Annotated in this window: 25 protein-coding genes; 15 read left to right on the top strand and 10 right to left on the bottom strand. The window is 69.0% G+C overall.

What is annotated here, in order from left to right:
- Positions 1-49 precede the first annotated feature (49 nt).
- Complete coding sequence (locus DTA15_RS20720) at positions 50-1267, bottom strand: Bcr/CflA family multidrug efflux MFS transporter (RefSeq protein WP_006484253.1); 1218 nt, start codon at positions 1265-1267, stop codon at positions 50-52.
- Between the two features lie 249 nt (positions 1268-1516).
- Between DTA15_RS20720 and DTA15_RS20710 the strand changes: the two genes are divergently transcribed.
- The 9 genes from DTA15_RS20710 (at position 1517) to DTA15_RS20670 (ending at position 9620) form a co-directional block, all read left to right on the top strand.
- Entirely contained in the window at positions 1517-1969 is a 453-nt protein-coding gene (locus tag DTA15_RS20710; RefSeq protein ID WP_006484248.1) for a hypothetical protein, read from the top strand.
- Positions 1970-2152: 183 nt separating this feature from the next.
- A complete protein-coding gene (hemL, locus tag DTA15_RS20705) occupies positions 2153-3436 on the top strand; it encodes a glutamate-1-semialdehyde 2,1-aminomutase (RefSeq protein WP_006484243.1) in 1284 nt (427 codons plus the stop codon).
- A 15-nt stretch (positions 3437-3451) separates the two neighbouring features.
- Positions 3452-4573: a bifunctional diaminohydroxyphosphoribosylaminopyrimidine deaminase/5-amino-6-(5-phosphoribosylamino)uracil reductase RibD gene (gene ribD / locus DTA15_RS20700; protein ID WP_006484247.1), complete on the top strand. Its 1122-nt coding sequence runs from the start codon at positions 3452-3454 to the stop codon at positions 4571-4573.
- Between the two features lie 14 nt (positions 4574-4587).
- Positions 4588-5217, top strand: coding sequence for a riboflavin synthase (locus DTA15_RS20695; protein WP_006484245.1), 630 nt, complete (start codon positions 4588-4590; stop codon positions 5215-5217).
- 329 nt (positions 5218-5546) lie between these two features.
- Positions 5547-6065, top strand: a complete 519-nt coding sequence (locus DTA15_RS20690) for a DUF1993 domain-containing protein (protein WP_006484244.1) — start codon at positions 5547-5549, stop codon at positions 6063-6065.
- A gap of 142 nt (positions 6066-6207) precedes the next feature.
- Positions 6208-7350 (top strand): bifunctional 3,4-dihydroxy-2-butanone-4-phosphate synthase/GTP cyclohydrolase II, encoded by a 1143-nt coding sequence (gene ribBA, locus DTA15_RS20685; protein WP_006484241.1) that lies wholly within the window; start codon positions 6208-6210, stop codon positions 7348-7350.
- A 53-nt stretch (positions 7351-7403) separates the two neighbouring features.
- Positions 7404-7919, top strand: a complete 516-nt coding sequence (gene ribH / locus DTA15_RS20680) for a 6,7-dimethyl-8-ribityllumazine synthase (protein WP_006476661.1) — start codon at positions 7404-7406, stop codon at positions 7917-7919.
- Positions 7916-8353, top strand: coding sequence for a transcription antitermination factor NusB (nusB, locus tag DTA15_RS20675; protein WP_006476662.1), 438 nt, complete (start codon positions 7916-7918; stop codon positions 8351-8353). Before ribH ends, nusB begins: the two co-directional genes overlap by 4 nt.
- A 70-nt stretch (positions 8354-8423) precedes the next feature.
- Complete coding sequence (locus DTA15_RS20670) at positions 8424-9620, top strand: pyridoxal phosphate-dependent aminotransferase (protein ID WP_006484249.1); 1197 nt, start codon at positions 8424-8426, stop codon at positions 9618-9620.
- A gap of 118 nt (positions 9621-9738) precedes the next feature.
- Here DTA15_RS20670 and DTA15_RS20665 read toward each other — a convergent pair whose 3' ends face one another.
- A complete protein-coding gene (locus tag DTA15_RS20665; RefSeq protein ID WP_006484250.1) occupies positions 9739-10866 on the bottom strand; it encodes a lytic transglycosylase domain-containing protein in 1128 nt (375 codons plus the stop codon).
- A 597-nt stretch (positions 10867-11463) separates the two neighbouring features.
- Here DTA15_RS20665 and DTA15_RS20660 point away from each other — a divergent pair.
- Together DTA15_RS20660 and DTA15_RS20655 are read left to right on the top strand one after the other, a co-directional pair.
- Positions 11464-13020, top strand: coding sequence for a UbiD family decarboxylase (locus tag DTA15_RS20660; protein WP_012492885.1), 1557 nt, complete (start codon positions 11464-11466; stop codon positions 13018-13020).
- Positions 13021-13078: 58 nt separating this feature from the next.
- A complete protein-coding gene (locus tag DTA15_RS20655; RefSeq protein WP_012492886.1) occupies positions 13079-13747 on the top strand; it encodes a LysE family translocator in 669 nt (222 codons plus the stop codon).
- Between the two features lie 118 nt (positions 13748-13865).
- On the opposite strand, the gene DTA15_RS20650 is transcribed toward DTA15_RS20655, so the two are convergent.
- Entirely contained in the window at positions 13866-14162 is a 297-nt protein-coding gene (locus tag DTA15_RS20650; RefSeq protein WP_006488565.1) for a hypothetical protein, read from the bottom strand.
- Here DTA15_RS20650 and DTA15_RS38635 point away from each other — a divergent pair.
- The 3 genes from DTA15_RS38635 to DTA15_RS20635 all read left to right on the top strand — a co-directional run bounded on the left by DTA15_RS38635 (position 14149) and on the right by DTA15_RS20635 (position 16245).
- Positions 14149-14580, top strand: coding sequence for a hypothetical protein (locus DTA15_RS38635; RefSeq protein ID WP_154317700.1), 432 nt, complete (start codon positions 14149-14151; stop codon positions 14578-14580). The genes DTA15_RS20650 and DTA15_RS38635 overlap by 14 nt on opposite strands.
- 96 nt (positions 14581-14676) lie before the next feature.
- Positions 14677-15606, top strand: a complete 930-nt coding sequence (locus tag DTA15_RS20640) for a Rossmann-like and DUF2520 domain-containing protein (protein WP_006488556.1) — start codon at positions 14677-14679, stop codon at positions 15604-15606.
- A 75-nt stretch (positions 15607-15681) separates the two neighbouring features.
- Positions 15682-16245, top strand: a complete 564-nt coding sequence (locus DTA15_RS20635) for a YggT family protein (RefSeq protein ID WP_006488584.1) — start codon at positions 15682-15684, stop codon at positions 16243-16245.
- Positions 16246-16258: 13 nt separating this feature from the next.
- On the opposite strand, the gene DTA15_RS20630 is transcribed toward DTA15_RS20635, so the two are convergent.
- The 5 genes from DTA15_RS20630 to DTA15_RS20605 form a co-directional block, all read right to left on the bottom strand.
- A complete protein-coding gene (locus DTA15_RS20630; RefSeq protein WP_006488568.1) occupies positions 16259-16609 on the bottom strand; it encodes a DUF190 domain-containing protein in 351 nt (116 codons plus the stop codon).
- 24 nt (positions 16610-16633) lie between these two features.
- On the bottom strand, positions 16634-17020 hold the full coding sequence (gene crcB, locus DTA15_RS20625) for a fluoride efflux transporter CrcB (protein ID WP_006488542.1): 387 nt from the start codon (positions 17018-17020) through the stop codon (positions 16634-16636).
- 181 nt (positions 17021-17201) lie between these two features.
- Entirely contained in the window at positions 17202-18068 is an 867-nt protein-coding gene (locus DTA15_RS20615) for an SIR2 family NAD-dependent protein deacylase (RefSeq protein ID WP_006488578.1), read from the bottom strand.
- 183 nt (positions 18069-18251) lie between these two features.
- Positions 18252-18632 (bottom strand): NUDIX hydrolase, encoded by a 381-nt coding sequence (locus DTA15_RS20610; RefSeq protein WP_006488572.1) that lies wholly within the window; start codon positions 18630-18632, stop codon positions 18252-18254.
- Positions 18629-19228, bottom strand: a complete 600-nt coding sequence (locus DTA15_RS20605; protein WP_006496610.1) for an NUDIX domain-containing protein — start codon at positions 19226-19228, stop codon at positions 18629-18631. The genes DTA15_RS20610 and DTA15_RS20605 overlap by 4 nt, the downstream gene beginning before the upstream one ends.
- An 81-nt stretch (positions 19229-19309) precedes the next feature.
- Here DTA15_RS20605 and DTA15_RS20600 point away from each other — a divergent pair, with 81 nt between their 5' ends.
- A complete protein-coding gene (locus DTA15_RS20600; protein ID WP_006488580.1) occupies positions 19310-20065 on the top strand; it encodes a DeoR/GlpR family DNA-binding transcription regulator in 756 nt (251 codons plus the stop codon).
- 168 nt (positions 20066-20233) lie between these two features.
- Here DTA15_RS20600 and scpB read toward each other — a convergent pair whose 3' ends face one another.
- Together scpB and DTA15_RS20590 are read right to left on the bottom strand one after the other, a co-directional pair.
- Complete coding sequence (scpB, locus tag DTA15_RS20595; RefSeq protein ID WP_006488537.1) at positions 20234-21043, bottom strand: methylmalonyl-CoA decarboxylase; 810 nt, start codon at positions 21041-21043, stop codon at positions 20234-20236.
- The gene (locus DTA15_RS20590; RefSeq protein WP_006488563.1) at positions 21040-22263 is read right to left on the bottom strand and encodes a CaiB/BaiF CoA transferase family protein; all 1224 of its coding nucleotides are present in this window, start codon (positions 22261-22263) and stop codon (positions 21040-21042) included. The genes scpB and DTA15_RS20590 overlap by 4 nt, the downstream gene beginning before the upstream one ends.
- Positions 22264-22274: the final 11 nt, after the last annotated feature.

Here is a 22274-nt window from a genome sequence, read left to right as displayed (position 1 = left end):
ATCGCGCGCGGTGGCGTTTTTCATCGTGCGGCCCGCCGGGCGATGCGGTTCAGGCGCCCGCTTTCACCGGCCGGCCGTGCCAGCGCAGCACGAGATAGCGCCCGGCGAAGCACAGCACGCCGCAAACGCCGATCGTCACGCCCATCGCGAACGGCGTGCCGTCCGCGAGCGCGCCGATCGCGACGCTCGCCAGCGCGCCGAGCGCGAGCTGCATCGCGCCGAACACGGCCGCCGACGCGCCCGCGTTGTGCGGATAGCGGTGCATCAGGTCGGTCGTGCAGTTCGCGGACAGGATCCCGACCACGCCGACGACGAAGAACAGGCACACGACGATCGACCACAGCCCGCCCCACCCCGTCAGCGCGACGAGCGCGACCGCGAGCGACGCGATGCAGCTCACGAGCGACGCGGCCGCGATGATGCGCAGCGAACCGATGCGGCCGACGAGGCGCGTATTCGCGAAGTTGCCGATCATGATCCCGACGACGTTCAGGCCGAACAGCAGCCCGTAGTGCTGCGGCGACACGTGGAAATACTCGATGTACACGAACGGCGTCGCGGTGATGTACGAGAACATCGACGCGAACGCCATCCCGCCGCACAGCATGTGCCCCCATGCGACGGGGTCGGACAGGATGCGCCCGTACGACGCGAACGACGCGAGCACGGCCGCGCTCTTGCGCCGCTCCTTCGGCCAGGTTTCGGGCACGCGCAAGTACGCGGTCGTCGCGCAGATCGCGCCGAACACGGCCAGCACGACGAACACGCCGCGCCAGCCGGAGAAGCGCAGGATCTGGCCGCCGATCAGCGGCGCGAGCAGCGGCCCGACCGCGGTGACGATCGCGACCATCGACAACACCTTCGCCGCGTCGCTCGGCTCGTGCGCGTCACGCGCGATCGCCCGCGCGAGCACCGACGCGGCACCGGCGCCGAGCGCCTGCAGAAAGCGCACGACGATCAGCATGTCGATCGAACCCGACACGAAGCAGCCGATGCTCGCGAGCGTGAACAGCGCGATCCCGCCGAGCAGCACGGGACGGCGGCCCCACGTGTCGGACAGCGGGCCGTACAGCAGCATGCCGATCGAGAAGCCCGCCATGAAGCTGGTCAGCGTGCGCTGCGCGGCGCCGGGGCTCACGGAGAAGCTGTCGGCGATCGACGGCAGGCTCGGCAGGTACATGTCGGTGGCGATCGGCCCGCAGGCCGCGAGCGCGCCGAGCAACAGGATCAGCCGGGCATCGGGCCGGCGCCGGACGACGTGGGACATGGGTATCCGGAATGGGAGCCCGCGCGCATCGGGGCGCGCGTGGCGGTGAAGACGGGAAGCCGCGCCGCAAGCGGCGCGTTCAGGCCCATGATTGTACGCGCAACTTTTTTGCCTGCCTCGGGCCGCGTCCGGCGGCGGGCGCGGCGACGCCCACGCCTGCCGTTTGCCGGACGAACGCGCGGGCGGATTCGATTAAGCTTGCTGCTGCTCGTTTCTCTTGTCTGACCCATTCGACGTACGACCGAACCGATGACCGCTTTCCTGCTGATCTGGAGCCCCAAGAAATGGCCGTGGCCCGAGTTGCCCGACGTCGCCGCGCGCGTGAAGGCCGGCGAGGCCGTGCATGACGTGTGGGGTTGCGGCTTCGCGCGCGGCATCCTGCCGGGCGACCGCGTGTTCCTGCACCGCGTCGCGAAGGAGCCCAAGGGTGTATTCGGCTCCGGCTACGTGACGCGCGCGCCGTACGAGGTGCCCGATCCGTCGACGAAGCGCGGCTACCGGCTGTGCATCGACTTCGTGTACGACTGGCTGGTCGATGCGCACCAGGACGTCGTGATCGCGCGCGACGCGCTGCGCGTTCACCCGTATTCGGTACAGACCTGGGATGCACAGACGTCCGGCACGTCGATCAAGCCGATGGTCGAAGGTCCGCTCGAAAAGCGCTGGGCCGAGTTGACCGGCAAGCGCAAGCCGCCGCGATAGCCGAAAACCGGGTCGAATCCCGCGCGCCTTTTTCGTGCGGCCGATTCCCCCGCGCGCCGAAAGGCCGCAGACCGGCCCGCGGGCCTGCCGTGCGTGTCTCCGGTACAATCGGACGATCGTTCCGCCCAGGCGCCGCGCGGCCCGTGCACAGGCCTCCGCGCCCTTCTCTCGCAGGTTTCGCCCATGTCCAACAATCAGATCCTCTTCGAACGCGCCCAGAAGACCATTCCCGGCGGCGTCAACTCGCCGGTGCGCGCCTTCCGCTCGGTCGGCGGCACGCCGCGCTTCGTCGCGCGCGCGCAAGGCCCGTATTTCTGGGACGCCGACGGCAAGCAGTACATCGACTACATCGGCTCGTGGGGCCCGATGATCGTCGGCCACGTCCATCCGGAAGTGCTGTCGGCCGTGCAGAACGTGCTCGCCGACGGCTTCTCGTTCGGCGCGCCGACCGAAGCCGAGATCGAGATCGCGGAGGAAATCTGCAAGCTCGTGCCGTCGATCGAGCAGGTGCGGATGGTGTCGAGCGGCACCGAGGCGACGATGAGCGCGCTGCGTCTCGCGCGCGGCTTCACGGGCCGCAGCCGCATCGTCAAGTTCGAAGGCTGCTACCACGGCCACGCGGACAGCCTGCTGGTCAAGGCCGGCTCGGGCCTGCTGACGTTCGGCAACCCGACGTCGGCCGGCGTGCCCGCCGACATCGCGAAGCACACGACCGTCCTCGAATACAACAACGTCGCCGCGCTGGAAGAAGCCTTCGGCGCGTTCGGCGACGAGATCGCCGCGGTGATCGTCGAGCCGGTCGCCGGCAACATGAACCTCGTGCGCGGCACGCCCGAATTCCTGAACGCACTGCGCGCGCTGTGCACGAAGCACGGCGCCGTGCTGATCTTCGACGAGGTGATGTGCGGATTCCGCGTCGCGCTCGGCGGCGCGCAGGCGTACTACGGCATCGCGGCCGACCTCACCTGCCTCGGCAAGGTGATCGGCGGCGGGATGCCGGCCGCCGCGTTCGGCGGCCGCCGCGACATCATGGCCCACCTCGCGCCGCTCGGCGGCGTCTACCAGGCCGGCACGCTGTCGGGCAACCCGATCGCGGTCGCCGCGGGCCTGAAGACGCTGCAACTGATCCAGGCGCCCGGCTTCTACGACGCGCTCACCGCGCAGACGAAGCGGCTCACCGACGGCCTCGCGGCGGAAGCGCGCGCGGCCGGCGTGCCGTTCGCGGCCGACTCGATCGGCGCGATGTTCGGCCTGTACTTCGCCGAGCGCGTGCCGACCAGCTTCGCGGAAGTCACGAAGAGCGACATCGCGCGCTTCAACCGCTTCTTCCACCTGATGCTCGACGAGGGCGTGTACTTCGCGCCGTCCGCGTACGAAGCCGGCTTCGTGTCGAGCACGCACGACGACGCGGTAATCGACGCGACGCTCGCGGCCGCGCGCCGCGCGTTCGCGGCCCTCGCCGCCTGACCCGGGGCCGCGCGCATGTTCTCGGATACCGATTTCGCCCACATGCAGCGCGCGCTCGCGCTCGCCGCGCGCGGCATGTACACGACCGCGCCGAATCCGCGCGTCGGCTGCGTGATCGTCAAGGACGGCGACGTGATCGGCGAAGGCTTCACGCAGCCGGCCGGCCAGGACCACGCGGAAGTCCAGGCGCTGAAGGACGCGCGCTCGCGCGGCTACGACGTCGCGGGCTCGACCGTCTACGTGACGCTCGAACCGTGCAGCCATTTCGGCCGCACGCCGCCGTGCGCGAACGCGCTGATCGACGCGCGCGTCGCGAAGGTGGTCGCGGCGATGGAAGACCCGAACCCGCAGGTGTCGGGGCGCGGCCTCGGAATGCTGCGCGACGCCGGCATCGACGTGCGCTGCGGGCTGCTCGCGCATGAGGCCGGCGAACTGAACATCGGCTTCGTGTCGCGGATGACGCGTGGCCGCCCGTGGGTGCGGATGAAGACCGCCGCGTCGCTCGATGGCCGCACCGCACTGCCGTCCGGCGAAAGCCAGTGGATCACCGGCGAGGCCGCGCGCCTCGACGGCCACGCGTGGCGCGCCCGGGCGTGCGCGATCCTCACCGGTATCGGCACCGTGCGCGAGGACAATCCGCTGCTGACCGTGCGCGGTATCGACACGCCGCGTCAGCCGCAACGCATCCTGGTGGACAGCCGCCTCGACCTGCCGCTCGACGCGCGGCTGCTCGAAGGCGCGCCGCTGCTGATCTTCTGCGGCCGGCTCGACGCCGCAGGCGAGGTACGCGCGAACGTGCTGAAGTCGCGCGGCGCGGAAATCGTGCCGCTCGCGAATGCGCACGGCAAGGTCGACCTGCCCGCGATGCTGGCGGCGCTCGGCGCGCGCGGCGTCAACGAGCTGCACGTCGAGGCCGGCCACAAGCTGAACGGTTCGCTGCTGCGCGAGCGGTGCGTCGACGAATTGCTGGTATATCTGGCGCCGAGCCTGCTGGGCGCCGACGCGGCCGGCATGTTCGATCTCGCCGCGCCGGCCAGCCTCGATGCGCGTACCCGGTTGTCGTTCCACGGTATCGAGCGGATCGGCGACGATCTGCGGATCCTCGCGCGTATCGCGCCGCCCGACGCCTCTCACTGAACGGAATCGTCACGATGTTTACCGGAATTGTCGCGGCCGTCGGCCGCATCGAATCGATCGCCCCGCTCGGCACGTCGGCCGACGCCGGTGTGCGCCTGACCGTGCAGGCCGGCGGGCTGGACCTGGCCGATGTCGCGCTCGGCGACAGCATCGCGATCCAGGGCGCATGCATGACGGTGATCGAGAAGACCGACACCACGTTCGACGTCGATGTGTCGCGCGAAAGCCTGAACCGGACGGTCGGCCTCGCGCAACCCGGCGAGGTGAACCTCGAGAAGGCGCTGCGCGCGCACGACCGCCTTGGCGGGCATATCGTATCGGGCCATGTGGACGGACTCGGTACCGTGTCGCGCTTCGCGCCGGTCGGCGAGTCGCACGAACTGCGAATCGTCGCGCCGCGCGAACTCGGCCGCTATCTCGCGTACAAGGGCTCGATCACGGTGAACGGCGTGAGCCTGACAGTGAATGCGGTCGACGATCGCGCGGACGGCTGCGAATTCTCGATCAACCTGATTCCGCATACGGTCGACGTCACGACGCTGCGCCACGTGAAGGCCGGCGACAAGGTCAACCTCGAAGTCGACATGATCGCGCGCTATGTGGAGCGGATGCTGTCGGCGTCGCAGGGCGTGCATCAGGACTGACCGGGCAGCGCCGCCGCGTCCTGTACAGGGAATGACGGCCGACGGTGCGGCCGGCCGCCGCATCAATCGTCGGCGTCGGCCGAGCGGGCCGCGCCGAGCAGGGATCCCGCCCTACTTCGTGCCGTGCCACTCCGTCGCCGGCCATTCGACACGCTTGCATCGGAATCGCGTTCGGTCGATGGCCGTCGGGCCAGCCGACACCTGGCCGAACAGCCAACGACGCGCACGGGTCATGCCGTCGCGCTAAGATGCGTCGACAGCGGTTTCCACGCCGCCACGCACGACGCGCCGCATCGCGGCCGCGCCTCTTCCCACAGGAGTTCGTCCCCATGTCCATCTCGATGTACCAGGCTTCGCTGCCCGTCCTGATCCGCGGCCTCACCAACCTGCAGCACATCCTCGGCAAGGCGCAGGCGCATGCGGCCGAAAAGCAGATCGACCCGTCGGTATTCATCGGCGCACGCCTCTACCCGGACATGCTGCCGCTCGTCCGTCAGGTCTACATCGCGACCGACACGGCGAAGGGCTGCGCCGCGCGGCTAGCCGGCGCCGAGATCCCGAGCTACCCGGACGTCGAGCAGAGCTTCGACGAGCTGCACGCGCGCATCCAGAAGACGATCGACTACCTGAAAAGCTTCGACGCCGCACAGATCGACGGCAGCGAGACGCGCCAGATCGTGCTGAAGATGCGCGTCGGCCCGATCGAGTTCACCGGCCAGTCGTACCTGCTGAACTTCGTGCTGCCCAACTTCTTCTTCCACGTGACGACCGCGTACGACATCCTGCGCCACAGCGGCGTCGAGCTCGGCAAGCTGGACTACCTCGGCGGGCGCAACGAGCAAGCGTGACGCCCGGCCCGCAACCGTCCGCGCCCGCGCGCAGGCCGGCCGCAGCGCTTTCCGGAGCACGCGCGGGCCCCGCGCGGCCCGCGCCAGCCGAAACGCCGTCCGGCTGGCGTAAAATACGCACTTTCCTCTTTCTCGCCCCCTTATGACGCTCGCCTCCACGCTCGACATCATCGCCGAGCTGAAAGCCGGCCGGATGGTGATCCTGGTCGACGAAGAAGACCGCGAAAACGAGGGCGACCTCGTGATCGCCGCCGAATTCGTCACACCGGAAGCGATCAACTTCATGGCCAAGTACGGCCGCGGCCTGGTTTGTCTGACGTTGACGCAGGAACGCTGCAAGCAGCTTCACCTGCCGCTGATGACCTACCGCAACGGCACGCAGTACGGCACCGCGTTCACGGTCAGCATCGAAGCGGCCGAAGGCGTGACGACCGGCATCTCGGCCGCCGACCGGGCGCACACGATCGCCACGGCGGTCGCGCACGACGTGCGCCCCGAGCACATCGTGCAGCCGGGCCACGTGTTCCCGATCCTGGCGCAGCCGGGCGGCGTGCTCGTGCGCGCCGGCCACACCGAGGCCGGCTGCGACTTCACCGCGCTCGCGGGCCTCACGCCGGCCGCGGTGATCTGCGAGATCATCAAGGACGACGGCACGATGGCGCGCCTGCCGGACCTGATCGAATTCGCGAAGGAACACAACCTGAAGATCGGCACGATCGCCGACCTGATCCAGTACCGCAGCCGCACCGAATCGATCATCGAGCGGATCGCCGAGCGCACGATGCAGACCGCGCACGGCACGTTCCGCGCGGTGCTGTACCGCGACCAGCCGAGCGGCTCGCCGCACATCGCGCTGGTGCGCGGCGCCCCGTCGCCTGACGTCGATACGCCGGTGCGCGTGCACGAGCCGCTGTCGGTGCTCGACCTGCTCGAAACGGGCGTGTCGACCCACTCGTGGACGCTCGACGCCGCGATGCGCGACATCGCGGAACGCGATCTCGGCGTGATCGTGCTGCTCAATTGCGGCGATACGAAGGAACACCTGATCGACGTCTTCAAGGCGTTCGACGAGGAAGAAAAGGCCGCTGCGCTCAAGCGCCGGCCGGTCGATTTCAAGACGTTCGGCATCGGCGCGCAGATCCTGCGCGATGTCGGCGTCGGCAAGATGCAGGTGCTGTCGAATCCGCGCAAGCTGGGCAGCATGTCCGGCTACGGCCTCGAAGTCACGGGCTTCATTCCGATGCCCGGCGGCGAAGCCAAGTCCTGCCCGGCGTCCCACGCGTAACCCGCCACGGCGCTTTCGCCCTATAACCGTTCATCCACACCACGGACCAGATCATGGAAATCGGACAATACCAACCGAATCTCGAAGGCGACGGCCTGCGTATCGGCATCGTGCAATCGCGCTTCAACGAACCCGTGTGCAACGGCCTCGCCGACGCGTGCGTCGAAGAACTGGAGCGCCTCGGCGTCACCGGTGAAGACGTGCTGCTCGTATCGGTGCCCGGCGCGCTGGAAATCCCGCTCGCGCTGCAAAAGCTCGCCGAAAGCGGCCAGTTCGACGCGCTGATCGCGCTCGGCGCGGTAATCCGCGGCGAGACCTACCACTTCGAACTCGTGTCGAACGAGAGCGGCGCGGGCATCACCCGCATCGGCCTCGACTTCAACCTGCCGATCGCGAACGCGGTCCTGACCACCGAAAACGACGAGCAGGCCGTCGCGCGCATGACCGAAAAGGGTCGTGACGCCGCACGCGTGGCCGTCGAGATGGCCAACCTGACGATGGCGCTCGATCAGCTCGGCGACGACGAGGACGAAGAGGAAGACGAAGACGACGAAGAGGAGCGCGCATGAAGAAGAGCGCCCGCCGACAATCGCGCGAGCTGGCGACGCAGGGCCTGTATCAGTGGCTGCTGTCGAACGCGCCCTCCGGCGAGATCGACGCGCAACTGCGCGGCGCGCTCGGTTACGACAAGGCTGACAAGGAACTGCTCGAAGCGATCCTGCACGGCGTGATCCGCGAGCATGCGACGCTCGTCGAAGCGCTGGCGCCGTCGCTGGACCGTCCGATCGATCAGCTGTCGCCGGTCGAACGCGCGGTGCTGCTGATCGCGACGTTCGAACTCACGCACCACGTCGAAACGCCGTACCGCGTGATCATCAACGAAGCCGTCGAACTCGCGAAGACGTTCGGCGGCTCCGACGGCTACAAGTACGTGAACGGCGTGCTCGACAAGCTGGCCGCGAAGCTGCGCCCCGCCGAAACGCAGGCGCGTCGCAACGGCTGATACCGTTGGTTGGTCCACGGGCGCGCAAGCGCCCGTTTTTCATTCCTTTCTCCCTCCGCCCTGCCCGCCGATGAATACCACCGCCGATTCGCTCGTCACGCTCGCCGCACGCGTCGACGCGATCCAGCCCTTTCATGTGATGGAACTGATGAAGGAGGCACAGCGGCTCGAGTCCTTGGGGCGCGATGTTATCCACATGGGCATCGGCGAGCCCGATTTCACCGCGCCGGAGCCGGTGGTCGAGGCCGCGGCGGCCGCGCTGCGCCGCGGCGTCACGCAATACACGAGCGCGCTCGGGATTGCGCCGCTGCGCGAGGCGATCGCCGCGCACTATGCACACGCGTACGGCCTCACGATCAGCCCCGAGCGGATCGTCGTGACGGCCGGCGCATCGGCCGCGCTGCTGCTCGCGTGCCTCGCGCTGGTCGGCCGCGACGACGAAGTGCTGATGCCCGACCCGTCATACCCGTGCAACCGGCACTTCGTCGCGGCGGCCGAAGGCCGTCCGGTGCTCGTGCCGAGCGGCCCGGACGCGCGCTTCCAGCTCACCGAGCACGACGTCCGCACGCACTGGAACGACCGCACGCGCGGCGTGCTGCTCGCGTCGCCGTCGAACCCGACCGGCACGTCGCTCGAACCGGACGAACTGAAGCGGATCGTCGAAGCAGTGCGCGCACGCGGCGGCTTCACGATCGTCGACGAGATCTACCAGGGGCTCAGCTACGACGCCGCCCCCGTGTCGGCGCTGTCGTTCGGCGACGACGTGATCACCGTGAACAGCTTCTCGAAGTATTTCAGCATGACCGGCTGGCGGCTCGGCTGGCTCGTCGTGCCGCCCGCCCTCGTCGGCACGTTCGAGAAGCTGTCGCAGAACCTGTTCATCTGCCCGTCCGCCCTCGCGCAACACGCGGCGCTCGCCTGCTTCGAACCGGCCACGCTCGACATCTACGAAACGCGCCGGCTCGAATTCAAGCGCCGCCGCGATTTCATCGCACCGGCGCTCGAGCGGCTCGGCTTTACGGTGCCGGTAATGCCGGACGGCGCGTTCTATGTGTATGCGCATTGCGGCGGCGTCGCCCACCCGGCGGCCGGCGACAGCGCCGCGCTCACGCAGGCGATGCTGCACGACGCAGGCGTGGTGCTGGTGCCGGGCATGGACTTCGGCGTCCATGCCCCGCGCGACTATATCCGCCTGTCGTATGCGACGGCCTACTCGCGGCTCGAAGAGGCCGTCGACCGGCTCGCGACGCTGTTCGGCGAGCATTGACGCCGCGGCGAGCACGCCGGCCGCTTCCCGCACCGCAAAAGAAAAAGGCACCCGAATCGGGTGCCTTTTCTTCATCTGCGCTTCATCTGCGCCAGCCGGAGCCGCACGGAACGCGACGTTACGCGCCGAGCTCCGAATGATCGCCGTGCGACTGCTTCGCGGTATCGACGCTCGCGTCGTCCTGCGGGGCCGCTTCCTTCGGCGCTGCCTTGACCGTCGTCGCGCCGTCGAGCGTCGCATGCACGCGCTTCGCGCCGCCTGCCGCGGCCGTCACGGCTGCGGCGGTGACGATCGGCTTCGCGGGTTGCGCGGGCGCCTGCGGTGCGTTGATCGGTACGCTGCGGCCACGCGCGACGTCGCGCAGGCGGCCGCGCTCGGCCATCACCTTCGAACCGTAGCCGTTGTCGTCGGGATTCGTCGAGCCGTTGTACAGGCGCAGGCCGTTCGCGAGCGAGCCGCCGCGCGCGATGCAGTCCTTCAGCACGAGTGCGCCGACCTGCAGGTTCGCGAGCGGTTGCAGTGCGGTGTCGGTGCCGCCGAAATACTCGAACTTGTCGGAATGGACCTTCGACATCACCTGCATCAGGCCCTTCGCGCCGACGCCGCTTTCGGCGTACGGGTTGAAGCCCGACTCGATCGCCATCACGGACAGCAGCAGCAGCGGATCGAGGCCGACGTCACGACCGGTCTGGAACGCCGCCTTGACGAGCTGGCCGAGCGGCTCCTGGGCGACGCGGTAACGGCGCGACAAATACGTGGCGACGAGCGCCTGTTCGCGGTTCGACGCGAGCGCGCGATCGTCGCGGGCATCGGCCGCCACGCGCTGGATCGGAATCAGCTTGGCCAGTGCGACCGGCGACGGGCCGTTGCGGGCCGGATCGGACGCATCACCCTGGACGCCTTGCGCGGCGGCTTCCGGTGCGACATCGAGGCCGACCGCAAGCGCATCCGTTTCGGGCGCGTCGTCCTGCTGCGGCTGCGCACCGGCAGGCGCGAAGTTCGGCAGCGGATGGCCGGACAGCAGACGGGCCGGACCAGCCTGCACGGCCGCGGATACGACCGGCATCAGCTTCGCGGCGAGCGTGCCGCGGACGGTTGGCAGCAGCCACAGTGCAAGCGCAACCGCGACAGCGAAACAGCCGACAACGCTGAATAGATGGTGACTGACACGCGTCCCGCGACGCAGCAAGTTGCGCACGATTTGCGCATGCTGCTCAGTGGGACGCCACGATAACCAAGCGTTCATTCAGATCATCTCCCATGAACATGACTCGTGCGGCTCGCTCAGCTCGATGGCGAGACAGAAAACGCGCCGCGGAATCACGACGCCGCACGCCTTGGTTGGGACGCGCAAGCATCGGGGAAACGGTATAAGTACCGTTCGAGGCCACGGTGTAAGAGGGCCGGCGCCTTCGCACACTGGGCGAGGCGGGCATACGCGGTGGCACCCACGCAAAAAACCAGCGTCTGGTGGCGCTGGCTGGGACTACGACAAAGGCCGTCGAAGACGCCGTGCAGGATTCGGCGGACGGTGACGCGCTGCGTCAAAGATCGGTGATTGGCGGCTCGAAGCCTTTTACCCTGCAACCAATGTGAGCGGATTCTAGCAGGGTTTTATAGATCGTCAACACTATAAAACCTCGAAATTATAACAAAAAGTAATTTAAAACCCCTCTTCAGAACGCAAGCCCCGTGCCGTAGGGGGTTTGCGCGCGGTCGACTTTTTTCTCCGCCGGGCGGTCGCGCGGCTGCCCGGGTAAAATCGTCGGTCGATTCGGGGTCGCAGCCGGCCGCTGCGCCCGCCCATCGCTGCCCGTGCATACGGGCGGCCCGGACCTTCTTCATGAAATACAAAGACTTACGCGATTTCATTCAGCGCCTCGAGGCGCTCGGCGAACTGCGGCGCGTCACGCAACCCGTGTCGCCCGTGCTCGAAATGACCGAGCTGTGCGACCGCGTGCTGCGCGCCGGCGGCCCCGCGCTGCTGTTCAACGCGCCGCCCGGCAATGCATTCCCGGTGCTCGGCAACCTGTTCGGCACGCCGCGCCGCGTCGCGCTCGGGATGGGCGTCGATGCGGGCGACGATGCCGCGCTCGGCTCGCTGCGCGACCTCGGGCGCCTGCTGTCCGCGCTGAAGGAGCCTGATCCGCCGAAGAGCCTGAAGGATGCCGGCAAGCTGCTGTCGCTCGCGAAGGCCGTGTGGGACATGGCGCCGAAGTCGGTGTCGTCGCCGCCGTGCCAGGAGATCGTCTGGGAAGGCGCCGACGTCGACCTGAACAAGCTGCCGATCCAGACCTGCTGGCCCGGCGATGCGGGGCCGCTCGTCACGTGGGGCCTGACGGTCACGCGCGGGCCGAACAAGTCGCGCCAGAACCTCGGCATCTACCGCCAACAGTTGATCGGCCGCAACAAGCTGATCATGCGCTGGCTCGCGCACCGCGGCGGCGCGCTCGATTTCCGCGAGTTCGCGCTGCAAAATCCGGGCAAGCCGTATCCGGTCGCGGTCGTGCTCGGCGCCGATCCGGCCACCACGCTCGGCGCGGTGACGCCGGTGCCCGATTCGCTGTCCGAGTATCAGTTCGCCGGCCTGCTGCGCGGCAGTCGCACGGAGCTCGCGAAGTGCCTGACGCCCGGCGTCGACACGCTGCAGGTGCCCGCGCGCGCGGAGATCGTGCTCGAAGGCTTCATTCATCCGCAGGACGGCGCCCCTGCCCCCGCTCCGGCCGGCGCGCCGCCGCGCCCGGCCGGCAACGCGGCGGCCGCGTACGAGCACGCGCTCGAAGGGCCGTACGGCGACCACACCGGCTATTACAACGAGCAGGAGTGGTTTCCGGTGTTCACCGTCGAGCGCATCACGATGCGCCGCGACGCGATCTACCATTCGACCTACACGGGCAAGCCGCCCGACGAACCCGCGGTGCTCGGCGTCGCGCTCAACGAGGTGTTCGTGCCGCTGCTGCAGAAGCAGTTCACGGAAATCACCGACTTCTACCTGCCGCCCGAAGGCTGCAGCTACCGGATGGCCATCGTCCAGATGAAGAAGAGCTACGCGGGCCATGCCAAGCGCGTGATGTTCGGCGTGTGGAGCTTCCTGCGGCAGTTCATGTATACGAAGTTCATCGTGGTCGTCGACGAGGACGTGAACATCCGCGACTGGAAGGAAGTGATCTGGGCGATCACGACGCGCGTCGACCCCGTGCGCGACACTGTGATGGTCGACAGCACGCCGATCGATTATCTCGACTTCGCGTCGCCGGTGGCCGGACTCGGCTCGAAGATGGGGCTCGACGCGACCAACAAGTGGCCGGGCGAAACCAGCCGCGAATGGGGCCGCCCGATCGAGATGGACGCGGCCGTGAAGGCGCGTGTCGACCGGCTGTGGCAGAAGATCGGCCTCTGACGCCAGGCGACCGGCGCCCGCCGGCTCGCGCATCGCAATCGCCGCAAGCACCCAGAAGATGAGCTTTCCGCCCGCCTCCATGCTGTCCGACGGATTCTTTCTGTCGCTATCGTTGTGTCTCGACATCGGCCTCGTGAACGTCGCGATGCTGTCGCTCACGCTATCGCACGGCTTCCGGCCGGGCTTCTGGCTCGGCCTCGGGTCGTGCGTCGGCGATCTCGTCTATGCGGCGCTCGCGCTCGCGGGAATGGCCGTGCTGCTGCAGTTCGAACCCGTGCGCTGGATCGTGTGGATCGGCGGCGGCGCGGTGCTGCTGTTCCTCACATGGAAGATGGCGCGTGAAGCGCTGACGCCGGTCAAGGCGGCCAGCGACGAAGCAGACGACGCCCCCCAGCCGCGGGCGAGCGCGCGGCGCAGCTTTCTGCGCGGGATGCTGCTCGCGATGTCGTCGCCGAGCGCGATCCTGTGGTTCGCGGCGGTCGGCGGCGCGCTGATCGCGAAAGCCGGTGCGACCACCCCGGCGACCGCGTCGGTGTTCCTGTCGGGCTTCTTCCTCGGCGGCCTCGCATGGACGCTGTTCATGTGCACGCTCGCGAGCCAGGGCCGCAAGCGCGCGGGCGCCGGGCTGATGCGGGCCTGCCACATCGCGTCCGCGCTGCTGTTCGCGTACTTCTCGTACAGCGTGATCGTCGGCGGCTACCGCGACCTGATCGTGCACGCGGTGTAATCGCGGCCGCCCTGCGCGAGCCGGGCACGGTATCGCAGCCCCCAAAGAAAAACGGCGCAGCGCCCCTCGCGGGACGTTGCGCCGTTTTGCCACGCGCGGTCAGGCCGCGCGGGACGAATCAGCGACGCCAGTAGCCGTGATGGCCCCAGCCGCCATAACCATGGCGCCAGTACGGGCGACCGTAGTAACCGCCGACGACCACGGCGGGCGGCGGCGCATAGTAGGCCGGCGCGGGCGCGTAGTACACGGGCGGCGGCGGCGGCGCGTAGTACACGGGCGGCGGCGGTGCATAGACGGGATACGCGGGTGCGACCGGGATACCGATGCCGACCCCGATCGACACGTGAGCCTGCGCGGCGCTTGCGGCACCCAGGCCCAGCGCGGCGGCGGCGATGAACGGAATGAGCTTTTTCACTTCGATTCTCCTGCTGGAGCGGTATTTTAGGCGCTCCTGTCGGCAACGGCGGGCATGCACGTCGCATGCAAGCAATGTAGCGAAAACCCGCCCCGCGCGTATCGTGCATTTGTTGCAAATTGCAATTGCACGCGGCCGGAGCCGCCGCGCGGCGCGGCGCCCGGTGCGGGCGATGACCCTTGCGGGTCGCGCGATTCCGTCCGAGGAGTCGGTTCGCAACACGACGGCCGGTCAGTCTTACCGGATCCGGCGCGTGCAACCGGCCGGCATGCGTAATGAACGATTACAAATTCGAGACAAGATGCCGACGTTTCAAGCGGGAGCAGGCGCGCGCCATTTTGGGGTCGGATTCCATGATCCTGATGCCGCTGCGATATCGGCCGTCAGCCTGCGTAGAGATCGCCGCGCCTACCGGTAATTCATACATGCGACCGCTCCGCAACCGGCCTTCCACGATACCGCCGTCATTCCTGCGATACTGGCGGTTGCTTCGTTTTTGCTTACATCCGCTGCCATGCCCCTTCCGGACCCACCCCGCCTCGGCTTCATCGGCGCCGGCCGCCTCGCGCGCTGTGTCGCGCAGCGCTTCGCGCAGGCCGGCTTCCCGGTCGTCGCGATCGCGAGCCGCACACCCGCGTCGGCCGCCGGCCTCGCCGCGCGCATCGACGGCTGCCGCGCGGTCGACACCGCGCAGCAGGTGGTCGACGCCGCCGACCTGATCTTCCTGACGACGCCCGACGATCATCTCGCGTCGAGCGCCGCCGCACTGCGCTTCGACGCATCGCGCGCCGCCAGTCAGGCGCTCGTCCATTGCAGCGGCGCGTCGGCGGTCGCGCTGCTCGATCCGGCGAAGCAGCAAGGCGCGGCCACCGGCGGCTTTCATCCGCTCTATCTGTTCGGCGGCACCGACGCCGACCTCGCGCGCATCGACGGCTGCTCGGTCACGATCGAAGCGGACGGCGCGCTGCACGCGGCGCTGATGCGACTTGCCGCCGCACTCGGCTGCCATCCGCTGTCGATCCCGGCCGGCGGCCGGATGCTGTATCACGCGGCCGCGCACTACGCGGCGAGCTTCGCGCTGTGCGGGCTGTCGGAAGCGGTCGAGCTGTGGCGCGGCCTCGGGTTCGACGAGGACGCCGCGCTGCGTGCGCTGTTGCCGATGCTCGCCGGCACGATCGAGACCGCGCGCGACAAGGGGCTCGCGAATGCGCTGTCGGGCCCGGTGTCGCGCGGCGACACGGGCATCGTCGAGCGCCAGCTGGCGCTGCTCGAGGCGCGCGGCGGCGATCACGCGGCGCTGTATGCGCTGCTGACGCGCCGCGCGGTTGCGCTCGCGGCGAAGCGCGCGACGCCGCCGGCGTCGTTGCCGGCGCTGGCCGAAGCTGTCGAAACCTCGCTCGCACGGGTGGCCGCGCGCCCCTCCCCGTCGCGCGACGAGGCGTGATAAGGTGTCGGCCGATGCGCCGCCAACCGGCGTTGGCGGCCGCACGCTACTGACTGTATAAAAAGGATGCCAACGATGTTCGGCGAGATCGCCCGTTTTCTGCTCAACACCGTCTTCACGCTATTCGGCGCCGCGCTGATCCTGCGCGTCTGGATGCAGGCCGTCCGCGTGCCGCCGTACAACCCCGTCACGCAAGCCGTGCTGCAGGCGACCAACTGGCTCGTGCTGCCGCTGCGCCGCGTGATCGCGGGCGTACGCGGCATCGACTGGGCCAGCGTCGTCGCCGCGCTGCTCACCGCGCTCGTCTACGTCGTGCTGATGGTCGTGATGGCCGGCTTCGATCCGGCCGCCGTGATCGCGACGCTCGTCGTGGTCGCGCTGCTCACCGTCGTGAAGTGGGCGCTCAACCTCGTGATCTGGATGACGATCCTGATGGCGCTGCTGTCGTGGCTCAACCCGCGCTCGCCGGCGATGCCGATCCTCTACCAGCTCACCGCGCCGTTCCTGAACCCGCTGCGCCGCGTGATCCCGAATCTCGGCGGCATCGACCTGTCGCCGATCCTGCTGTTCGTGATCGTGCAGGTGCTGCTGATGATCGTCACGCGCGCCGCCGTGTCGCTGACGATGTTCGGCATCTGATCGGCGCGGCGCCCTACGCCGCCGGCCCCTGCGCCGGCGGTGCGCCGAGCGTGTCGATCACGCCGAACTGCGCGGGCATCATCGCGTAGCACACCCGCACTTTCTCGCGCGACAGCCGCTGGAGCAGCCGCTGCGCTTCGTCCTCGGTGACGATGAATTCCACCTCGACCGCCAGCGAACCCTGCAGCTCGAAGAAGCGATCCTCGTGCAGCACGCGATGCTGGCCGAAACCGGCCATCGCGCGAAACGCGGAACCGCCCGCGACGCCCATCCGGTTCGCCTCTTCCAGCAGCCATTCCCACAGCGGCTTCCAGTGCAGCCGGTGCTGCTCGTGCACATAGAAGCGCAACAAGACCCTGTCCATCGCTCCCTCCGATGGCGGCCCCGCTCAGGCCGCAGCCAGCCACGCGCGCGCGGTCCACATGCCGAGCGCCGTCAGCGCGAACGATCCAGTCAAGTGTAGGGCAGCCACCGCCAACGCCCATCCGAATTCGCCCTCGAGCGCGTGCGTCATCACTTCGACCGAATAGGTCGAGAACGTCGTGAGACCGCCGAGAAAGCCCGTGATCACGAACAGCCGCCACTCCGGCGGCAACCCGACGCGAACCGTGAATACGACCGCAGCCACGCCGATCACGTAGCCGCCGAGCAGGTTCGCCGCGAGCGTGCCGAGCGGCACCGCGGGAAAGAACGCGTTGAGCGTGAGGCTCAGGCACCAGCGCAGCAACGCGCCGAGCCCGGCGCCGACGAAGATCGCGACGATCGAATAGAACAAGGGCACTCCTCACTGACGGCGCCGCGCGGCGGACGCGGCCTACGCTGAACTGTATGCGGAATCGCGCCGCACTGGCAATGCCGGCGGCCCGAACCGGCAGGCAGCGCGCCGGCGCTCGTGCAGGCGCTCGTCGCGCGGCCGCAATCGCGCGACGTCGGCCAATCGATACGAGGCGCGGTGCTCAGCCGCCGCGCCACGCGCAATCGAGCGCGTTCAGCGTCGCCAGCGCACCGCCCTTCAGCCCGATCACGTCCGCGCGGCGCGCATGCGCTTCGCGCGCGTTGATGCGGATCACGTCGGCACCGAGCCGTTCGCTCAGCAGGCGCACGGTCGGAATCGCGGTGCCCGCGCCGATCTCGACCACGGCGACACGCCCCGCCTGCGCGATCCAGTCTTCCAGCGTGCGCTCCTGCGCGCCGTAGCGCGCACCGAGCCAGCCGGTGTCGCCGAACATCAGGATGTTCGGCCGCGCGAGCCCGCCGCAGTGCGGGCAGCGCGGCATGTCGCCCACCAGGCGGCACGTCGCTTCGTCGACCACCGGCACGAACGGCGCCGCGCTCCACGTGTCGTCCGTGCACGGTCGCAGGCACTGCATCGCATGAATCGAACCGTGAATCTCGACGATGCGCGCCGGATCGAAGCCGGCTTTCTGGAACTGGCCGTCGACGTTGCTCGTCAGCACGAAGCCGCCGTTCGGCATCGCGTCGATCCAGCGACGCAGGATCGCGAAGCCCGCGTGCGGCACCGTCGCGCGGTAGAGCGCGAGACGGTGCCCGTAGAACCCCCATGCGAGCGGCGCACGCGCACGAAACGCGTGCGGCGACGCGATCTCGTGGAACTCGAAACGCTCGTGGCGCAGTGCCGGATACGCACGCCAGAAACCGTCCGTACCGCGAAAATCGGGCAGCCCGGAATCGACGCCGATGCCCGCGCCGGCCGTGACGAGCAAGGCGTCGGCGCGCGCGAGCGCGTCGACGGCGGACGCGACGAGAGCGGCGGGAAGCGACGCGGCGGCGGCGTCGGAATCGGCGGGATCGGAAAACGGCATGATGGAGAAGCGGTGGCGTCAAACGTTGCGCGAGTGGCGTCGCGATCATACGCCGGTTCGGGCGTCGCGCAGCATCGACCCAGCAATCGCGTGACGCCGCGCGCGTACGGCTACCGGCAGTGCGACCGCCGGCTGTCCGCAAGCACCGCACCGGCGATGCCGCGACCCGGCGCCCACGCTTGCTCAGTCAGCCGCACCGTCCTGCGCGACCGGCATCTCGTCGACCGAGAAATAGACCGGCTTGCCGAGTTGCCGCGCCAGCGCCACGTCCGTATCCGCGCCGCGCGACGCGCCGTCGATGCGCAGCACCGCATCGCAGCGGCGCAGCAACCGGTGCGCGGCCGGATACAGGAACGTTTCGCCGATCGCGTCGCCGACCTGCGTCGACCCGGCCGCGGCCGCGAGCGGCAACGACAGCCATTCGCCGATCATCGGCACGTGCCCGCGGCGATACACGGCGAGCGCTGCCGTTTCCAGCCGGTGCAGGTTCGCGGCGATGCGCGCGGGGTCGCCGTCCGTGCCGCTGCGATAAGGGCCGGCGACCAGCACGAGTTGCGGCGTCATGCGGCGCGTGCGCCAGCGGTTTCCCGCAGCGCGACGTACTGGAGCAGCATGATCGTCTTCGCATCGACGATCTCGCCGCGCTCGACCGCGTCCAGCGCCGCCTGCAGCGGCATCTCGACGACCTCCAGATCCTCGCCCTCTGCCGCGACGCCGCCGCCCGCGCCGGTGCGCAGCGACGCATCGTATTCGCCGACGAAGAAATGCAGCTTCTCGGTCACGGAACCCGGGCTCATGAACGCCTCGAACACCTTGCGCACGCCGCGCACGCGGTAGCCGGTCTCTTCCTCGGCTTCCGCGCGGATGCGCGCTTCGGGCGTGGCGTCGTCGAGCAGCCCGGCGGCCGCTTCGAGCAGCATGCCGTCGTGCCCGCTCACGAACGCCGGCATCCGGAACTGCCGTGTCAGCAGCACGTCGCCCGTCTCGGCATGACGGAGCAGGATCGTCGCGCCGTTGCCGCGATCGTAGGTCTCGCGGCTCAGGCGCTGCCACGTTCCGTCGCGGCGCAGGAAATCGAACGTCACCTTCCGCAGCACATACCAGTCGTCGGACAGCACCGTCGTATCGACGATGCGCACCCGCTCCCGCGTTGCAGCCATTGCAGCCTCCGGTTCGACAAAGGACGGCGCCCATGGTAACGTGCAGATTCGTGCAATTTCAAGAATTTTCGTGCAATCACGATGCTGACGACGCAACGCAAGAAAGCGATCCTCGATGCGCTCGCGCGCGACGGCCAGGTACTGGCCGCCGAGCTGAGCGTGCAATTCGGTGTATCCGAAGACACGGTGCGCCGCGACCTGCGCGAACTCGCGGCCGAAGGACTGCTGCAGCGCGTGCATGGCGGCGCGCTGCCGGCGTCGCCGGCCATCGCTCCGTTCGCACAGCGCGAGGCGCTCGAAGCCAAGGAGAAGCGGCGCATCGCACGGCGAGCCGCGCAGATGATCGCGCCCGGGCAGGTGGCGATCGTCGACGGCGGCACGACCTCCGCGCTGCTCGTCAGCCAACTGCCGACCGACCTGCGCGCGACGATCGTCACGCACAGCCCGAGCGTCGCGGTTGCGGTGGCCGCGCATCCGTCGATCGACGTGATCCTGATCGGCGGGCGGCTCTACAAGCACTCGATCGTCGCGGTCGGCGCGGCGGCGATGGAAGGCATCGCGCGCATCCATGCGGACCTGTACTTCATGGGCGTCACGGGCGTGCATCCGGTCGCCGGCCTGAGCACCGGCGATTTCGAGGAAGCGGCGATCAAGCGCGCGCTGGCCGAACGCGCGGCCGAGACGGTGGTGCTCGCGTCGCAGTCGAAACTGCGTGCGGCGTCGCAGTTCGTGATCGGTGACATCACGCTCGCGCAGACGGTCGTCGTCGAACAGGAAACCGACGCTGCACTGACGAAGCCGATCGAGGCCGCGGGCGTGACGGTGGTGTGCGCGTAGCGCGCGGTACAGGCGGGCCGCCCGCGCAATCGAACTGCGAATGCGTCGACGCGGTGCGTGATCGATACGCGCGCGTTCAGGCGCGACCGCTGATCGCCCCCGGCGTGCGCATACTCGGCGGCGCATAACGCGTGCCGCCATCGTCACACCGAAACCCCGCCGGTCCGCCTAAATCCCGCGAAACGCCGGCGCGCGGCGTTCCGCGAACGCACGCAGTCCTTCGTCGAAATCCGCGCCTTCGCACGCGTGCCGGCGCAACTCGGCGATCCGTTCGAACGCATCGGCCGGCAACGGCCGCGCATCCTGCAGCACGCGCAACTGCTCCTTCACCGCGTGCACCGCGAGCGGCGCCTTCGCGGCGATCGTGCGCGCGACGTCGAGTGCCGCGTCGTCGACCTCGCCGGCGTCTGCCAGCCGGTTCACGAGCCCGTGATGCGCGGCGCATTCCGCATCGAGCGGCTGCGCGCAGAAGAACATCTCCTTCAGCACATGGATCGGCAGGTTGTCGTAGAAGCGCAGCAGGCCGCTCGTCGAATACGGCAGGCCGATGTTCGCCGGCGTCATCGCGAAGCGTGCGTCGCGCGCCGCCACGACGAGATCGCAGCTCATCACCAGATCGACCGCCCCGCCCCATGCCGACCCCGCCACCGCCGCGATCACCGCGCCGGGATAGGTCCGCACGCGCCGCAGCGCGCGTTCGAGCGGCTTGCCGTACGCGAGCGGATCGCGGTCGTCGGCCAGCTCGCGCAGGTCGTGCCCCGCGCTCCACACGTCGCCGCTGCCGTCGTTCGACAGGATCACGACGGGCGGCGGACGGCGTGCGGCCAGCGCATCGAGGTGCGCAACGAGCGCATCGAGCAACGGTGCGTCGAGCGCATGCCGTCGCGCCGGATTCGCGAACCGCACGCGCGCGATCCGCTCGCCGATCAGGTCCACCGTCACGGTCGACGCCGCGTCGTGTTTCGTCATGTCGGTCATTGCACGGCCTCCGCCACCGCATCCGCCTGGAAGATCGCGCGCGCGGCCAGCAGTGCGTCGATCGCCTCGTCGCCGTAGCCGGCTTCGCGCAGCACGTCGACCGTATGCTCGCCGAGCAGCGGCGGCGCATGGCGCGTGCGCGGCGCCGGCACGTCGTCGCCCATCCCGCCGAGCGGCGTGACGACCTGGCGCAGCGTACCGAGCGTCGGATGCGCGACCGGCTCGACCAGCCCGCAATGCGCGAGCTGCGGATCGTCGAACACTTCGTCGAGCGTATGGATCGGCCCGGCCGGCAGCCCGGCCTCGACGAACCGCTGCGTCCAGTCGCGCTTGCCGCGCGTGCGCAGCCGGTTTTCGAGCAGCGCCTTGAGTTCATCGCGATGCGCGACGCGCGCGTCGTTGGTCGCGAAGCGCGGATCGTTCGGCAGCTCGGGCAGATCCAGCAACTGGCACAGCCGCAACCACATGTCGGTCGTGATCGGCGCGAGATTGAGCGGGCCGTCGGCCGTCTCGAACACGCCGTACGGCGCGATCACCGCATGCGCATTGCCGGTGCGGCGCGGCACGTCGCCGAGGCTCAGGTAGCGTTGTCCGTGCACGCTCAGCAACGCAACGAGGCTTTCGAGCAGCGACGTGCCGACATGCTGGCCGCGCCCGGTACGCTCGCGCTCGAACAGCGCGGCCATCACGCCGGTCGCGACCCACATCCCCGAGCTGAGATCGCCGATCGCGGTGCCCGTGCGGGTCGGCTCGCCGTCCGGGAAGCCGGTGACGCTCATCAGCCCCGCATAGCCCTGCGCGATCTGGTCGAAGCCCGGCCAGGCGCGCAGCGGGCCGCGCGGGCCGAACGCGGTGACGCTGCCCATCACGAGCCGCGGGTCGCGCGCGCTCAGCGCTTCGTAGCCGAGCCCCATCGCGCCCATCGTGCCGGCCTTGAAATTCTCGATCACGACGTCGGCCTGCGCGATCAGCCGCCGCACGACGTCGAGGCCGGCCGGCTGCCGGAAGTCCACGCAGATGCCGCGCTTGTTGCGGTTGCAGGACAGGTAGTACGTGCTCACGCCGCGATCGAACGGCCCCCACGCGCGGCTCATGTCGCCGTGCGGCCCCGACTCGACCTTGATCACGTCGGCGCCGAGATCGGCGAGCACCATCGAGCAGAACGGCCCCGACAGCGCGCGACTCAGATCGACGACCCTGATTCCTGTTAATGCCTGCATTCCGGACTCCT

The organism is Burkholderia cenocepacia, assembly GCF_900446215.1.
Lineage (GTDB): Bacteria > Pseudomonadota > Gammaproteobacteria > Burkholderiales > Burkholderiaceae > Burkholderia > Burkholderia cenocepacia.
Note: the sequence above shows the minus strand (reverse complement) of the source record. Positions and strands in the feature narration are given on the sequence as shown.

Coding starts and splice junctions, on each gene's coding strand:
- DTA15_RS20640 (WP_006488556.1), top strand. CDS start 14,677: ATGCCCCTTCCGGACCCACCCCGCCTCGGCTTCATCGGCGCCGGCCGC.
- DTA15_RS20670 (WP_006484249.1), top strand. CDS start 8,424: ATGAATACCACCGCCGATTCGCTCGTCACGCTCGCCGCACGCGTCGAC.
- DTA15_RS20720 (WP_006484253.1), bottom strand. CDS start 1,267: ATGTCCCACGTCGTCCGGCGCCGGCCCGATGCCCGGCTGATCCTGTTG.
- hemL (WP_006484243.1), top strand. CDS start 2,153: ATGTCCAACAATCAGATCCTCTTCGAACGCGCCCAGAAGACCATTCCC.
- DTA15_RS20630 (WP_006488568.1), bottom strand. CDS start 16,609: ATGGACAGGGTCTTGTTGCGCTTCTATGTGCACGAGCAGCACCGGCTG.
- ribH (WP_006476661.1), top strand. CDS start 7,404: ATGGAAATCGGACAATACCAACCGAATCTCGAAGGCGACGGCCTGCGT.
- DTA15_RS20710 (WP_006484248.1), top strand. CDS start 1,517: ATGACCGCTTTCCTGCTGATCTGGAGCCCCAAGAAATGGCCGTGGCCC.
- ribD (WP_006484247.1), top strand. CDS start 3,452: ATGTTCTCGGATACCGATTTCGCCCACATGCAGCGCGCGCTCGCGCTC.
- DTA15_RS20665 (WP_006484250.1), bottom strand. CDS start 10,866: ATGAACGCTTGGTTATCGTGGCGTCCCACTGAGCAGCATGCGCAAATC.
- scpB (WP_006488537.1), bottom strand. CDS start 21,043: ATGACCGACATGACGAAACACGACGCGGCGTCGACCGTGACGGTGGAC.
- DTA15_RS20695 (WP_006484245.1), top strand. CDS start 4,588: ATGTTTACCGGAATTGTCGCGGCCGTCGGCCGCATCGAATCGATCGCC.
- DTA15_RS20590 (WP_006488563.1), bottom strand. CDS start 22,263: ATGCAGGCATTAACAGGAATCAGGGTCGTCGATCTGAGTCGCGCGCTG.
- DTA15_RS20635 (WP_006488584.1), top strand. CDS start 15,682: ATGTTCGGCGAGATCGCCCGTTTTCTGCTCAACACCGTCTTCACGCTA.
- ribBA (WP_006484241.1), top strand. CDS start 6,208: ATGACGCTCGCCTCCACGCTCGACATCATCGCCGAGCTGAAAGCCGGC.
- DTA15_RS20610 (WP_006488572.1), bottom strand. CDS start 18,632: ATGACGCCGCAACTCGTGCTGGTCGCCGGCCCTTATCGCAGCGGCACG.
- DTA15_RS20605 (WP_006496610.1), bottom strand. CDS start 19,228: ATGGCTGCAACGCGGGAGCGGGTGCGCATCGTCGATACGACGGTGCTG.
- DTA15_RS20660 (WP_012492885.1), top strand. CDS start 11,464: ATGAAATACAAAGACTTACGCGATTTCATTCAGCGCCTCGAGGCGCTC.
- DTA15_RS20690 (WP_006484244.1), top strand. CDS start 5,547: ATGTCCATCTCGATGTACCAGGCTTCGCTGCCCGTCCTGATCCGCGGC.
- nusB (WP_006476662.1), top strand. CDS start 7,916: ATGAAGAAGAGCGCCCGCCGACAATCGCGCGAGCTGGCGACGCAGGGC.
- DTA15_RS20600 (WP_006488580.1), top strand. CDS start 19,310: ATGCTGACGACGCAACGCAAGAAAGCGATCCTCGATGCGCTCGCGCGC.
- DTA15_RS38635 (WP_154317700.1), top strand. CDS start 14,149: ATGAGCTTTTTCACTTCGATTCTCCTGCTGGAGCGGTATTTTAGGCGC.
- DTA15_RS20655 (WP_012492886.1), top strand. CDS start 13,079: ATGAGCTTTCCGCCCGCCTCCATGCTGTCCGACGGATTCTTTCTGTCG.
- DTA15_RS20615 (WP_006488578.1), bottom strand. CDS start 18,068: ATGCCGTTTTCCGATCCCGCCGATTCCGACGCCGCCGCCGCGTCGCTT.